12 protein-coding genes are annotated in these 12,895 nt (G+C 71.7%); 8 read left to right on the top strand and 4 right to left on the bottom strand.

Going from position 1 to position 12,895, the window contains the following annotated elements; all coding sequences use genetic code 11:
* Positions 1-143 precede the first annotated feature (143 nt).
* Both J421_RS10505 and J421_RS10500 read left to right on the top strand, forming a co-directional pair.
* On the top strand, positions 144-1,310 hold the full coding sequence (locus tag J421_RS10505) for an AI-2E family transporter (RefSeq protein ID WP_025411136.1): 1,167 nt from the start codon (positions 144-146) through the stop codon (positions 1,308-1,310).
* 203 nt (positions 1,311-1,513) lie between these two features.
* Positions 1,514-1,930, top strand: a complete 417-nt coding sequence (locus J421_RS10500; RefSeq protein WP_025411135.1) for an acyl-CoA thioesterase — start codon at positions 1,514-1,516, stop codon at positions 1,928-1,930.
* Here J421_RS10500 and J421_RS10495 read toward each other — a convergent pair.
* Positions 1,920-2,183: a ferredoxin family protein gene (locus tag J421_RS10495; RefSeq protein WP_025411134.1), complete on the bottom strand. Its 264-nt coding sequence runs from the start codon at positions 2,181-2,183 to the stop codon at positions 1,920-1,922. The genes J421_RS10500 and J421_RS10495 overlap by 11 nt on opposite strands.
* Before the next feature lie 453 nt (positions 2,184-2,636).
* Here J421_RS10495 and J421_RS10490 point away from each other — a divergent pair, with 453 nt between their 5' ends.
* Together J421_RS10490 and J421_RS10485 are read left to right on the top strand one after the other, a co-directional pair.
* On the top strand, positions 2,637-5,660 hold the full coding sequence (locus tag J421_RS10490) for a BamA/TamA family outer membrane protein (RefSeq protein ID WP_025411133.1): 3,024 nt from the start codon (positions 2,637-2,639) through the stop codon (positions 5,658-5,660).
* Between the two features lie 151 nt (positions 5,661-5,811).
* Positions 5,812-6,219, top strand: coding sequence for an energy transducer TonB (locus J421_RS10485; protein ID WP_148306252.1), 408 nt, complete (start codon positions 5,812-5,814; stop codon positions 6,217-6,219).
* Between the two features lie 84 nt (positions 6,220-6,303).
* Here the strand turns inward: J421_RS10485 and J421_RS10480 are convergent, their stop codons facing one another.
* Positions 6,304-6,612, bottom strand: a complete 309-nt coding sequence (locus tag J421_RS10480; protein ID WP_025411131.1) for a YhbY family RNA-binding protein — start codon at positions 6,610-6,612, stop codon at positions 6,304-6,306.
* Positions 6,613-6,864: 252 nt separating this feature from the next.
* On the opposite strand from J421_RS10480, the gene J421_RS10475 reads away from it, so the two are divergent.
* The gene (locus tag J421_RS10475) at positions 6,865-7,461 is read left to right on the top strand and encodes a hypothetical protein (protein WP_148306251.1); all 597 of its coding nucleotides are present in this window, start codon (positions 6,865-6,867) and stop codon (positions 7,459-7,461) included.
* Positions 7,462-7,542: 81 nt separating this feature from the next.
* On the opposite strand, the gene J421_RS10470 is transcribed toward J421_RS10475, so the two are convergent.
* Positions 7,543-8,283, bottom strand: coding sequence for a M23 family metallopeptidase (locus J421_RS10470; RefSeq protein ID WP_025411129.1), 741 nt, complete (start codon positions 8,281-8,283; stop codon positions 7,543-7,545).
* 149 nt (positions 8,284-8,432) lie between these two features.
* Entirely contained in the window at positions 8,433-10,064 is a 1,632-nt protein-coding gene (locus J421_RS10465) for an alkaline phosphatase family protein (RefSeq protein WP_025411128.1), read from the bottom strand.
* A gap of 109 nt (positions 10,065-10,173) precedes the next feature.
* Between J421_RS10465 and J421_RS10460 the strand changes: the two genes are divergently transcribed.
* From J421_RS10460 to J421_RS10445, 3 genes are all read left to right on the top strand, one after another.
* The gene (locus J421_RS10460) at positions 10,174-11,232 is read left to right on the top strand and encodes a DUF4956 domain-containing protein (protein WP_025411127.1); all 1,059 of its coding nucleotides are present in this window, start codon (positions 10,174-10,176) and stop codon (positions 11,230-11,232) included.
* Positions 11,232-12,317 (top strand): CotH family protein, encoded by a 1,086-nt coding sequence (locus tag J421_RS10450; protein WP_025411126.1) that lies wholly within the window; start codon positions 11,232-11,234, stop codon positions 12,315-12,317. Before J421_RS10460 ends, J421_RS10450 begins: the two co-directional genes overlap by 1 nt.
* A 142-nt stretch (positions 12,318-12,459) precedes the next feature.
* Complete coding sequence (locus tag J421_RS10445; protein ID WP_148306250.1) at positions 12,460-12,843, top strand: four helix bundle protein; 384 nt, start codon at positions 12,460-12,462, stop codon at positions 12,841-12,843.
* Positions 12,844-12,895: the final 52 nt, after the last annotated feature.

Raw genomic sequence — 12,895 nt, 5'->3', positions numbered from 1 at the left:
GCCGCACCGGTTGCGGCGCCCGCGGCCGCCGCGCCGGGGGCGGCCCCGGCGAGCGCGCGGCCGGTGACGGGGGCGCCCGGCGCCCCACACCGCTACCCCGAGCGCCGCGCGCGCGCGACGTCGGGTGGCGCAGCCGCGACGTCATGCGCGCCGCGGCGCTCGTCATGGGGCTGTACCTCGCGCTCCGGCTGCTCTGGTTCGCGAACTCGCTCGTGTTCGTCGTGTTCCTCGGCGTGCTGTTCGGGCTCGCCGTCGGCGCGGCGGTGGACCGGCTCGAGCGGTTCCGCGTGCGCCGCGGCATCGGCGCGGCGCTCGTCGTCTTCGGCACGATCGGGGCGCTCGTCGGCGTCGGGGCGTTCGTCGCGCCGACGCTGGGCGAGCAGATCCGCGTGCTGCGCGGCCAGCTCCCCGCGGCGGCCGACCGGCTCGAGGAGTGGATCGGGAAGCACCGCACGGGGCTCGTCGGCCTGATCGTGAACAACGCGATCGGCGACTCCGCATCGGCGCCGGGCGCGGCACGACCCACCACGCAGCCCGGTGCAGCGCCTAACGCGCCGCCCAACGCGGCGCCTAACGCGGCGCCTAACGCGCAGGCCGGCGCGTCGCTCGGCGCGCCGTCGGCCACGGCGAGCCTGCGTGCGCGGCTCGGCGAGCAGCTCAGCGGCGCGACGAAGTTCCTCTTCCCGTTCCTCTCGTCCGCCGCCGCGGTGCTCGGCGGCCTGCTGCTGATCGTCTTCCTCGCGATCTACATCGGCGCCGAGCCGCAGCTCTACCACGACGGATTGATGCACCTCTTCCCGCACCGCGCGCGCCCGCGGGCCGGCGAGGTGCTCACCGAGATCGCGACCGTGCTGCGGAAGTGGCTCGTGACGCAGCTGCTCGCGATGTTCGCCATCGGCCTCGTGACGACCGTGGCGATGTTCGCCCTCGGCGTGAAGGCGGCGTTCGCGCTCGGCGTCATCGCGGGACTGCTCGAGTTCATCCCGACGGTGGGGCCGGTGCTCAGCGCGATCCCGGCCATCGCCATGGGGCTCGTCGACTCGCCGGAGAAGGCGCTGTCGGTGCTGCTCGCGTACTGGGGGATCCAGTTCATCGAGAACCACCTGCTGATCCCCTTCCTGATGCGCGGCGGGATGGACCTGCCGCCCGCGCTCACGCTCGTCGCGCAGGCGCTGATGACGCTCGTCTTCGGCTTCCTCGGCCTCATGGTCGCGGTGCCGCTCACCGCGGCGGCGCTCGTGCCGATCAAGATGCTCTACGTCCAGGACGTCGTCGGGGATCCGATCGGGGTGGAGGTAGACGACGACTGAACGGCGCCGCTTACGGCGCCGGCGATGCGGCGCGGGCGGTGAGGCGCGATGATGCGCGAACGACGCCCACGGCGCTCGACTGCGCGGTGCGGCGCCGGTCAGCGGTGCGGGCGCCGCTAGCGCAGCATCGCGCCGTATCGCCAGCGCAGTATCGCCCGCGCAGTATCGCCCACTCCCTACCGACCCACGCCCTCTCGCCTTCGATGTCCCACGAGACCCCCCGCTATCACGTCTACCCGACCGACTGCGACGTCTTCGGGCACGTCAACCACGCGACGATGATCACGCTGCTCGAGCACGCGCGTTGGGCGCTGCTCGAGACGGTGACGACGTATCGGGAGCTGCGGCGCGCCGACGTGTGGACCGTGGTGCGCCACGTCGACGTGAGCTACACGGCGCAGTCGGTGCCGGGCGACGAGCTGGTGATCCGCTCGGGGCTCGTGCGCATCGGGCGCACGAGCTACGCGATCCGGCAGACGGTGACGAACGCGTCGACGGGCACGCTGCACGCCGACGCGACGATCACGTTCGTGTGTCTCGATCGCGCGTCCCGGCCGGTGCCCGTGCCCGACGCGTGGCGGTCGATCTTTCCGCTGTGGGACGACCCGGTCAGCGCGTAGGACGTCCGGGCGGCTCGTCGCTCTGGAACACCTCGCGGTTCTTCCGCACGTAGTCGCGCAGCTGCGCGGGCACGTCCTCGTCGGGGAAGATCGCCGTCACCGGGCATTCGGGCTCGCAAGCGCCGCAGTCGATGCACTCGTCGGGATGGATGAACAGCTGCTCGGGGCCCTCGTAGATGCAGTCCACCGGGCAGACGTCCACACAGGACTTGTCCTTGACGTTGATGCAGGCTTCGGTGATGACGTACGGCATGTCCGGATCCGGATGAGGTCGGGGAGAGAAGGCATAAGATACCGGCGACCGCCGTCGCAATGTAGGGGCGGGGGGTCGACGGGTCGGAGGTAGGTGGCGGCCCCGCTGGCGTGTTTCTCCGCACAGACGCGCTCCAGACACGCTCGGACGTGGTATGTCTGTTGCCCCCGCTGGCTCATCGCCGCCACCCGGCGGCCATCCTCTTACGGAGATCCCGATGTTCCGTGACGCCTTCGCGCGCTTGACGGTGCCAGCCGCCGTCCTGCGCACCCTCGCGCGCGTCGGCCTGCTCGCCGCCTGCGCCGCGCTGGTCGTCCCCGCCCCGCCGCCGCGCAGTACTTCGGTCAGAACAAGGTCAACTACGAGACCTTCGACTTCAAAGTCATCCAGACGCCGCACTTCGACGTCCACTACTACCCGGCCGAGTCGCTCGCCACGGCGGACGCGGCGCGCATGGCGGAGCGGTGGTACGCGCGACTGAGCCCGTTCATGCGGCACCAGTTCACGGAGCGGAAGTCGATCATCCTCTTCGCCGACCAGCCCGACTTCCAGCAGAACAACATCACGCTGATCGAGGGCGAGGGCACCGGCGGTGTGACGGAGAGCGCGCGCCAGCGCGTCGTCATGCCGCACACCGGATCCTACTGGGACACGCACCACGTGCTCGGCCACGAGCTGGTGCACGTGTTCCAGTACGACATCGCGGAGAAGCTCGCCGCCGCGCCGGGGAGCGGCCGCAGCATCGGCCTGAACGGCCTCCCGCTCTGGCTCGTCGAGGGCATGGCCGAGTACCTCTCGCTCGGCCGCGACGACTCCAACACGTCGATGTGGCTGCGCGACGCCGCGCGCCGCAACGACGTGCCGACGATCAAGCAGCTCACGAACGACCCGCGCTACTTCCCGTACCGCTACGGCCAGGCGCTGTGGGCCTACGTCGGCGGGCGCTACGGCGACCAGGCCGTCGTCGACGTGTATCGCTCGTCGCTCCGGTACGGCTTCGAGGGCGCCATCCGCCGCGTGCTCGACGTGTCGACCGACCAGCTGTCGAAGGACTGGGCGCAGGCGATCAAGGACGCGTACCTGCCGCAGCTCGGCGGCCGCACGGCGCCCGACAGCACGGCGACGATGGTCATCCGGCAGCGCTCCAAGCGCGGCAGCGAGTACAACGTCTCGCCGTCCATCAGCCCCGACGGCCGCCGCGTCGCGTTCTACTCGAGCCGCGACCTGTTCGGGATCGAGCTCTACGTCGCCGACGTCGAGAGCGGGAAGGTCATCAAGCAGCTCGGCAGCATCAACTCGGCGCGCCACTACGACGCGCTGTCGTTCATCCAGACGGGCGGCTCGTGGTCGCCCGACGGCCGCTCGCTCGCCTACGTCGTGTACGAGAACGGCGACCAGACCGTCCACATCTACGACGTCGACGCCGGCCACGAGACGCGCAAGCTGAAGACGCCGCAGCTCGGCACCGCCGCCGACCCGGCGTGGAGCCCCGACGGCCGCTACATCGCGTTCTCCGGCACGGTCGGCGGGATCTCCGATCTCTACCTGTACGACCTGCAGAACGACACGTACGAGAAGCTCACGACCGGCCGCGAGTCGGAGCTGCAGCCGGCGTGGAGCCCCGACGGCAAGCGCATCGCGTTCGTCACCGACCGCGGCGACGGCACCAACCTCGATCGCCTGACGTTCGGGCCCATGCGGCTCGCGGAGCTCGACGTCGCGTCGCGCAACATCCGCCTGCTCCCGATTCCCGCCCCGGGCGCGAAGTCGGTGAACCCGAGCTACACGCCGGACGGCCAGTCGATCGTGTTCGTGAGCGACCGCACCGGCTTCAACGACGTGTACCGCATGGAGCTCGCGACCGGCGCGCTGTCGCAGATCACCCACGTGCAGACCGGCGTGCTCGGCGTGACGTCGCTGTCGCCGGCGGTGAGCGTGGCGCGCAACACGGGGCGCATCGTCTTCTCCGTGTTCGACCGGCAGGGCAACGACATCGAGCGGCTCGACGGCGACGCGACGCGCGGCACGCCGGTCGGCAACGCGCTCGCCGTCGCGAGCCCCGGCGTCGCGCCGGACACGTCGCGCGTCGCCGTCGCGCAGCCCGTGAACCCGTCGCCCGGCGGGGCGACCAACACGACGGGCACGACGCAGCCGCAGCCGGCGGCGCCGGGCGGGCGCCTGCCGCCGTTCACGCCGCGCTACACGAGCACCATCGAGGGCTACCTCGCCGACGCGTCGACCGGCCTGCCGGCGACGACGGCCGACTTCCAGCCGCGCGAGTACAGCGGCGCGCTGCACCTCGACTACATCGCCCCGCCGACGTTCGGCGTGCAGACGGGCGGGTTCTACGGCACCCAGTTCGGCGGCGGCGTCGCGTTCGGCTTCAGCGACCAGCTCGGGAACAACAACCTCGTCACCATCCTGCAGGCGCAGGGCGACGTGAAGGACATCGGCGGCGAGGTGATGTACACGAACCTCAAGCACCGCTGGAACTACGCGCTGCTCGCCGGTCGCATCCCGTACCTCTACGCGTACCAGACGGCGCCGTACATCGATCAGCAGGCGCAGTCGTACGCGATCCAGCAGGGGATCTACCGGCTCTACTTCGACGAGGTCGGCGGCATCCTGCAGTACCCGCTGTCGATCTCGAAGCGGCTCGAGCTGGGCGTCACGGGGATCCGGCAGAGCTACGGGCTGGACGTCTACACGTACTACCTGAACAGCTTCGGCCAGGTGATCGGCCAGGACCGCTCGCGGCCGCCCGTGCCGCCGTCGCGGATGTACGCGCAGGGGCAGGTGGCGTTCGTCGGCGACTACTCGACGTTCGGCTTCACGTCGCCGATCGCCGGGGCGCGGTATCGCCTGAGCTACAGCCCGACGGTCGGTCAGATCCAGCTGAACGAGGCGATCGCCGACTACCGCCGCTACTGGTTCGCGCGGCCGGTGACGTTCGCGATCCGCGGGCTCCATTACGGGCGCTACGGGCGCGATGCGCAGAACGACTCGATCTCGTACCCGATCTACCTCGGCAACCCGCAGTTCGTGCGGGGCTACGACTACAACTCGATCGACCCGAGCGAGTGCTTCAGCTCCACGACGAACACGAGCACCGCGCAGTGCCCGATCTTCGACCGCCTCCTCGGCAGCCGCATCGCCGTGGCGAGCGCCGAGCTGCGCATCCCGCTGCTCGGCGTGGAGGGGCTGGGGCTCATCCGCACGAACTTCCTGCCGGTGGAGATCGCGCCGTTCGTCGACGCGGGCGTGGCGTGGAACCAGGGGGAGTCGCCGCGGTTCGGCCGCTTCGTCACCGGCCAGGAGGCGCGGGTCTCGACCGACCGCATCCCGGTGGTGAGCGCCGGCATCTCGGCGCGCATCAACCTGTTCGGCTACGCGGTGCTGGAGACGTACTACGCGTATCCGTTCCAGCGACCGGACAAGAAGGCGCACTTCGGGTTCCAGCTCGCGCCGGGCTGGTAACGGGAGAGGGCAGGAGGGCAGGAGGGCAGGAGGGCAGGAGGGCCTCCTGCCCTCGCATTACGATCTCGTGGACGACTCAAGGCGGCTCGGCCCGCCGCCGAGAAAGAGACGGGAACCCCCTCTCGATCTCGTCGCACGCGGAGAACGTGTCATGTCTCGTCCCGGCCACCTCGGACGCCTCGCCCGTCTCGCCTTCCCCGCCCTCATGATCGCCGCCGCCCCGCGCGCGCTCGCCGCGCAGCAGGGGGACGTCTACGGTCCCGGCGACCTGACCTCGGCGCCGAAGCTCGTCTCCGCCGCCACGACGGCGCGCCTCATCGCCCGCTCGTACCCCGAGGGGATGCGGCGCATGAGCCTCGGCGGTGAGGTGAAGGTGGAGTTCGTGATCGACAAGGATGGCCACGTCGAGCCGGCGTCGATCACGGTCCTCGAGTCGACCGTGGCACAGCTCAGCAGCGCCGCCAAGTCGGTCGTCGAGCGGATGGAGTTCGTCCCCGGCAAGAAGGACGGCCAGCCGGTCCGCGCGCGCGTGCAGCAGCAGATCGTCTACAAGCCGTAACGCGAGGGCAGGAGGGCAGGAGGGCAGGAGGGCAGGAGCGCTGTCGACTCTCCTGCCCTCCTGCCCTCCTGCCCTCCTGCCCTCTCACTTCCAGGGCGCGGCGTCCCCCGGCTTTCGCTTCAGGTCGGGATTGTGGCGGTAGAGTGTCGCGGTCTTGCCGATGACCTGGATGACTTCCGCGGCGGCCGCGGTGGCGAGGGCGTTCGCCGCGTCCTTCGCCGGCACGTCCACCGAGCGGCCGAGCTGCACCTTCACCAGCTCGTGCGTGCGGAGGGCGTCGTCGAGCGTCTGGAACACCGCCGGGGTGAGCCCCTGCTGGCCCACGTGGACCATCGGGGTGAGATGGTGGGCTTCGGCGCGCAGGGCCGCGCGCTCCTTTCCGGTCATCGCCATGGCATGAGTCGCTCGGGTCGGCGTTCGCTCTCGCGGGATGCATAACTTCGACCGCCGACCGCGCCGCCGGCACCTCCCCATTCCGGGGGTCCGTCGGGTTTTTCCTGACCGACCCGCTAAAGTTCGCGCCCCGACCGTCCGAGACTCGGCCGCAGGGCACCGCTTCGCTCGGCACGAAGCCGCCCTGCATCCGCCGCTCTCCTCACCCACCCCCCGGAGAGCGGACCCACCTTGCACCGACTCGGACCCCTCATGAAGAGAACCCTTCTCGCCACTCTGGCCACCCTGCTCGTCGGCGGCGTGGTCAGCGCCTGCTCCGACGCATCCCGCTCGCCGGTCGCTCCGCGTGAGCCGGCGGCGCCGAACGCCCTGCTCGGCCTGAACCTCGGTGGCACGACGCAGCAGGTGTACGGAGCGCTCTGGAAGACCCCGCTCACGCAGGACGTCCACGCCTCGGCGACGATCGGTCCGCTCGGCGGGACGCTTCGGCTGCCGGCCACCGGGCTGACCGTGGTGGTGCCTCCCGGCGCCGTGCTGAAGAACACGACGTTCGGCGTCACGGCGCTCGCGGGCCGGATCGTGGCCTACGACTTCCAGCCGGCGGGAACGCGGTTCCTCGTGCCGCTCGTCGTCACGCAGAGCAGCGCGCCGATCGACATGACGCCGCCGCTGCTCAACCTGAAGCTGATGCGCCCGGGCTACTTCAAGTCCGCCACGGACCTGAACCAGTCGGCCGGGACGGCGACGGTCTCCGAGCTGCTGCCCGGCATCACGATCGACCTGCTCGGCAACATCAACTACACGATCCCCCACTTCTCGGGCTACATCGTGTCGTGGGCGTTCGAGTGATCGATCGCGCCTGAGGGTCTGGGCGGAACGCGGGGCCGGCGACGATCGTCGCCGGCCCCGCGTCGTTCCCGCTTCCCGCGCTCAGTGCTGTCCGCGCGGCCCGCGCTGTCGCGCCGTGGAGTCGACGACGGCGGTGTCGATGGGCACCGTCGGCCGCCGCACCCGGCCGACCGGGATCACCACCGGCTCGTTCCGATCGGCCACCACGACGCCGGGGTCGCGGAGGAACGGGAGCGGGTCGAGCCACGTCGCCGTCCACCAGTGGTGGTCGGGTCCGATCGTGCCGACCTGGAAGTGCAGGTGCGGCGTCTCCGGTGGCGCGTTGCCGGTGGTGCCGACGAAGCCCAGCGTGTCGCCCTTCAGCAGCGGCATGCCGTCGACGAGCCCGGGCTGGTACCGGTCGAGGTGCGCGTAATAGAACACGAGCCGCTCGGCCGGATCCATCGTGTAGACCGTGAGCCCGCCGAGGGCGTTCGACCGCACGGTCCACACGCGGCCGTCGTCCGCGGCGAGCACCGGCGTGCCGCGCGGCGCGAGGATGTCGATCCCCTCGTGCGCGCGCGCGCCGCCGTCGCGCGGCGCGAGGAAGCTGCTCGTGAGCGACGCCGCGCGCACGTTCGCCACGGGCAGCAGCAGCGCGCGGGTGCGCAGGTACGAGACGTCGGCGTCGGCGACCGATGCGGCGCGCGCGGACAGCGCCTCGTCGGGCGTCGGCACGGTGGGCCGCGCGGGAGCGGTCAGGCGGCCGGCACACGCGGTCAGCGTCGCGGCGGCGAGCGACGAGACGGCCGCGCGCGGAACGAGAGAGAGGCGGGGATGCATCACGGAGGGAGGACGAGCGGAGGAACCGGAACGTCTCGGGACCCTCTCGACCTGTCAACACGTGAAAGCGAGTCGGGACTCGGGACTCGGGACTCGGGACTCGGGCGCTGTCAGCCCACGAGTCCCGAGTCCCGAGTCCCGAGTCCCGATCAGCGCAGCGCCTCCTCCAGCACCCGGCCGTCGATGCGCTCGCTCGGCTTCGCGCCGAGCACGCGGGCGAGCGTAGGGGCGAGGTCGACGACGCGGACGCGCGCGGCCACGTGGCCGGCGCGGAACGGCGCGCCGGCGAGGATGAGCGGCACGTGGGCGTCGTAGTCGTGCGGGCTGCCGTGCTCCGCGGCGGTGCGCGTGCCCCACACGCTGCCCGGCGTGAGCGTGACGACCACCGGCACGGGATACTCCGGCGGCAGCATGTGCACCCAGCGCCGCGCGATCGCGTCATGCACGGTGTCGGCGCGGGCGAGCGCGGCGAACCGATCGACGCGCAGCACTCCCGGCACGGCGCTCGCCGCGCGCACGAAGCGGTCGACGACGGAGTCCTCGCTCACCTTCGCCGCGGCGAGCGCCGCGCGGTCGACGAACAGCGCGCCGTTCTCGAGGCCCACCGACCCGCGCGGCACGCGCCGCGCCTCGAGCCACGCGCCGAGCGAGTCGACCACCGCGTCGAGCGTGACGCGGCGCGGGGCGTTAGACCCGCCCTGCCCGGCGCCCGCGATCTCGGGCAGGCGCGCGACGCCGTGGTCGGCGGTGAGCGCGACGATCACCCGCGACGGGTCGCGCAGCGTGTACAGCGAGTCGAGGAACGCGCCGAGGGCGCGGTCGAGCCGCAGGATCTGGTCGTGCATCTCGCGCGAGTCGGGGCCCCAGCGGTGCCCGACGACGTCGGTCGCGGAGAGCGACACCGCGAGCAGGTCGGGGCGCGCGCGCGTGCCGAGGCCCATCGCGCGCACGCCGTCGATCGCCGCGTCGAGCACGATCTCGTCGATGAACGGCGTGCCGCGCACCACGTTCACGGCGAGCGCGCTGTCGGCCGGCAGCGCGTGCGGGAACACCGGGTCCTCGCCCCCGGTCTCCGCCTGGTCGTCGCGCTCGGCGTACGCGCTGTCGGCGAGGAGCGGCGTCCACACGCGGCCCGCGTAGCGGAACGGCACGCGCCGCGCGTTCCACCGCTCGATCCACGTCGGGAGCGTGTCGGCGTAGTAGCGGCTCGTCGTGAAGCGGCCGGTCGGCGCGTACCAGAGCACCGTCTGCCGCGCGCGGCCTAACGGGAGGATCGCGGCGCGGTCCTTCATGGAGATCGACAGCGCGCGCGCGTCGCGATCGCGGGCCGCCATCCAGTCGAACAGCACGGTGCCGCGGAAGCGGCGCGGCGACGCGCCCGGCAGCGCGCCGCTGTCGCGGCCGACGAGCGGCATCGCGTCGTCCTCGACGCCGATGACGTTCGCGGTGATGCCGGTGCTGCGCGGGAAGCGGCCGCTCAGGATGGTCGCGTGCCCGGGCGCGGTCTCGGTGATGGCGTGGTCGTGGAACGCGCTGTCGAACACCGTGCCGTCGCGCAGCAGCCGCGCGAGCCCGCCACGGAGCTGCGGCCCGAAGCGCGTGAGGTAGTCGGCGCGCATCTGGTCCACCGTCACGACCACGACGAGCGTGGGCGCCGGTGCCTGCGCGGCGACGCGCTCCGGTGCGGCCGTCGCCCGTGCGGGGGCGGCGCCATGCCGACCGAGTGGCACGGCGGCCGACACGAACGCGGCGAACAGCGACAGCGAGAGGAGCGCGCGCATGGCGGCAATGTACGACGCCCCCCGAATCTCGCCATGATCCTCCGGCGGCGTTATCATCGCGACGCGCCGGCGCCCTGCCGGCGCTCTCCCCGAGACGCTCCCCGCGTCCATGTCCTCGTCGCGCCACTCGCCCCTCCACCGCGTCACCACCGCGCTCACGGACAACATCGTGCGGCGCGTGGTGCTGTACTACGCGCTGCTGTTCGGCGCAGTAGCGCTCGCGTGGCCGCACGTGCCACCGCACATGCGCGACGCGCTGCTGAAGTCGTACGCGCCGAACCTGGACGTCGGCGCGGTGTTCGGCGCCGTGCCCTCGAAGCGCGACGTCGTCGCGGCGCGCCTCGCCGAGCCGGTGGCGCTGTCGGTGGCGGGCGCCGTCGTCGCCGCGTTCCTGCTCGCGCTGCCCGTGGCGTGGATCTACATGCTGACGCGCGAGCGGAAGGGGTACCGGCAGTCCGTGGTGCACACGCTCGTGCTGCTGCCAGTCGTCGTCGCCGGCGTGGTGGTGCTCGTGAAGACGAGCGTCGCGCTCGCGTTCAGCCTCGCGGGGATCGTGGCCGCGGTGCGCTTCCGCAACTCGCTCGAGGACAGCAAGGACGCGGTCTTTCTGTTCCTCGTGACCGGCGTGGGGCTCGCGTGCGGCGTGGAGATCGAGGTCGCGGTCGTCATCTCGGTGCTGTTCAACGCGATGGCGCTCGCGCTGTTCTACTCCGACTTCGGGCGCACGCCGCCCGCGCTCGAGGGCGAGCGCGCGCAGAAGCAGATGGAGCGCGCGCTCGCCATCGCGAACCGCACGAGCCAGTTCGTGGCGCGCATCGACGACGAGGTGCTGCGCTCGATGGCGCCGGCGCAGCTCGAGGCGCTCGCGTCTCGCGTGCGGAAGCGCCGCGAGGAGGGCGCGCCGAACCTGCCCGTGACGACGCCGGAGGCGGAGTTCGACGCGCGGCTGCGCATCGTGACCACCGACCCCGACGCGTTGCGCCCGCTCGTGGAGCCGGTGCTCGACGCGCGCGTGAAGCGGTGGCGGCTCGATCTGGTGGACACCGACGGCGGCGACCCGGTCGTCGCGTACAACGTCCGGTGGCGCAAGGGGAACACGCCGAGCGACGTCGTCGCCGCGGTGTGCAGCGAGGGGGCGCCGTTCGTCGTCCACGCGGAGGTCTCGTGATGCTCAACGTTCTCGCCGGGCTCGCGCTCGCCGGCGCCGCGGTGCTCGCGCAGCCGAAGCAGCCGAAGGCCGGCAAGTCGAAGGCGGACAAGCCGCCGAAGACGGAGCGCACGCCGAAGCCGTACGTGGCGTCGCCGCTGTTCGCCACCGACAGCGTCATCCACGTGACGCTCACCGGCGACTGGAAGGCCCTCGGCGGCGATCGCGACACGCTCCGCCCGAAGCTGCGCGCGGCGACGCTCGCCTACACGGACTCCGCGGGTCGCGTGGTGCGCATCCCCGTGCAGCTCTCGACGCGCGGGCATTTCCGGCTCTCGCGCGGGACGTGCAGCTTCCCGCCGCTCCGCGTCGTGTTCGACTCCGGCACGAAGCACACGCTGTTCGCCGGGCAGAAGGCGCTGAAGCTCGGCACGCACTGCAACGACTCGAACCTCTACGAGCAGTACGTGCTGCGCGAGTACCTGGCCTACCGCGCGCACAACCTCCTGACGCCGGTGAGCTTCCGGCCGCGCCTCGCGCGCATGCGCTACGTCGACGTGCGCGACACGACGAAGGTCGTGGAGCGATGGGGGATGTTCCTCGAGAGCGAGCGCGAGCTCGGCGACCGACTCGGTGGCGACGTGCTCACCGCGAGGGGCGGGCGGTACAACGACGTGTCCGATTCGTCGGCCGCGCTGCTCGGCATCTGGGAGTACTTCATCGGCAACACCGACTTCTCGCTCGGCGCGCTGCACAACGTGCGGCTCGTCACGACGCCGCAGGGGATGACGGCGGTGCCGTACGACTTCGACTTCTCGGGGCTCGTCGACACGCGCTACTCGTCCCCCGACCCGCGGCTGCCGATCAAGACGGTGCGCGAGCGGCTGTACCGCGGCCCGTGCCTCACGGATCCGCAGGTCGCCGACGCGGTGGCGCGCTTCACCGCGAAGCGCGACGCGATCCGCGCGCTGTACGAGTCGGTGCCCGCGCTCGACAAGGGCTACGCCAAGCGCGCCGTGGGCTACATCGACGACTTCTTCGCCGACGCGAAGGACACGAAGCGGTTCGCGAAGGATCTGCGCGAGACGTGTCTGCCGGGGACCTGATGCGGCGGCGCTGATGCGGCGGCGCTGATGCGGCGGCGCTGATGCGGCGGCGCTGGAACGGCGGCTCTGATACTGCGTTTCCTGGGCCCGAGCCGCGTTCCGAAGGTGCAGTCGGCGCCGCGGCCGGGTTGCAGTGTGGGGCATGATAGACGGCGACGACAGCTGGCGGTCGTTCCGCGGACTGCGGGTGTGGCAGGAGGCGATCGCGCTCTCGAAGGAAGTTCGCGGCTTCGCGCGCCAACTGCCGAGATGCGAGCTCTCGCTCGCGGCGCAGCTCCGGGGCTCGGCACGGTCGATCCACGCGCACATCGCGGAAGGCAGCGGCCGGGCCACGAGGGCCGACTATCTCCGCTTCCTCTACTTCTCTCGCGGCTCGCTTCAGGAGCTCGAGTCCGACATCGAGGAGCTCGCAGACAGCGACTTGGCCACGCCTGCCCAGATCGCCTCGCTGGGCACCCGCATCTGCCACACGGGACGTCTCCTCCTCGCCCTCATCGCCCGCCTGGAGCAACCGCCCGACACTTAGCGCCAACTAGAAGAGGCGCGCCGTCCGAGCGCCGCGGTTCCAGCGCCGCCGC

It is taken from the genome of Gemmatirosa kalamazoonensis, assembly GCF_000522985.1.
In the GTDB taxonomy this organism is placed as follows: Bacteria; Gemmatimonadota; Gemmatimonadetes; order Gemmatimonadales; family Gemmatimonadaceae; genus Gemmatirosa; species Gemmatirosa kalamazoonensis.
Note: the sequence above shows the minus strand (reverse complement) of the source record. Positions and strands in the feature narration are given on the sequence as shown.

Bases quoted from the DNA above. Each gene is read 5' to 3' on its own strand.
- J421_RS10505 (WP_025411136.1), top strand. From the start codon at position 144: ATGCGCGCCGCGGCGCTCGTCATGGGGCTGTACCTCGCGCTCCGGCTG.
- J421_RS10500 (WP_025411135.1), top strand. From the start codon at position 1,514: ATGTCCCACGAGACCCCCCGCTATCACGTCTACCCGACCGACTGCGAC.
- J421_RS10495 (WP_025411134.1), bottom strand. From the start codon at position 2,183: ATGCCGTACGTCATCACCGAAGCCTGCATCAACGTCAAGGACAAGTCC.
- J421_RS10490 (WP_025411133.1), top strand. From the start codon at position 2,637: ATGGCGGAGCGGTGGTACGCGCGACTGAGCCCGTTCATGCGGCACCAG.
- J421_RS10485 (WP_148306252.1), top strand. From the start codon at position 5,812: ATGTCTCGTCCCGGCCACCTCGGACGCCTCGCCCGTCTCGCCTTCCCC.
- J421_RS10480 (WP_025411131.1), bottom strand. From the start codon at position 6,612: ATGGCGATGACCGGAAAGGAGCGCGCGGCCCTGCGCGCCGAAGCCCAC.
- J421_RS10475 (WP_148306251.1), top strand. From the start codon at position 6,865: ATGAAGAGAACCCTTCTCGCCACTCTGGCCACCCTGCTCGTCGGCGGC.
- J421_RS10470 (WP_025411129.1), bottom strand. From the start codon at position 8,283: ATGCATCCCCGCCTCTCTCTCGTTCCGCGCGCGGCCGTCTCGTCGCTC.
- J421_RS10465 (WP_025411128.1), bottom strand. From the start codon at position 10,064: ATGCGCGCGCTCCTCTCGCTGTCGCTGTTCGCCGCGTTCGTGTCGGCC.
- J421_RS10460 (WP_025411127.1), top strand. From the start codon at position 10,174: ATGTCCTCGTCGCGCCACTCGCCCCTCCACCGCGTCACCACCGCGCTC.
- J421_RS10450 (WP_025411126.1), top strand. From the start codon at position 11,232: ATGCTCAACGTTCTCGCCGGGCTCGCGCTCGCCGGCGCCGCGGTGCTC.
- J421_RS10445 (WP_148306250.1), top strand. From the start codon at position 12,460: ATGATAGACGGCGACGACAGCTGGCGGTCGTTCCGCGGACTGCGGGTG.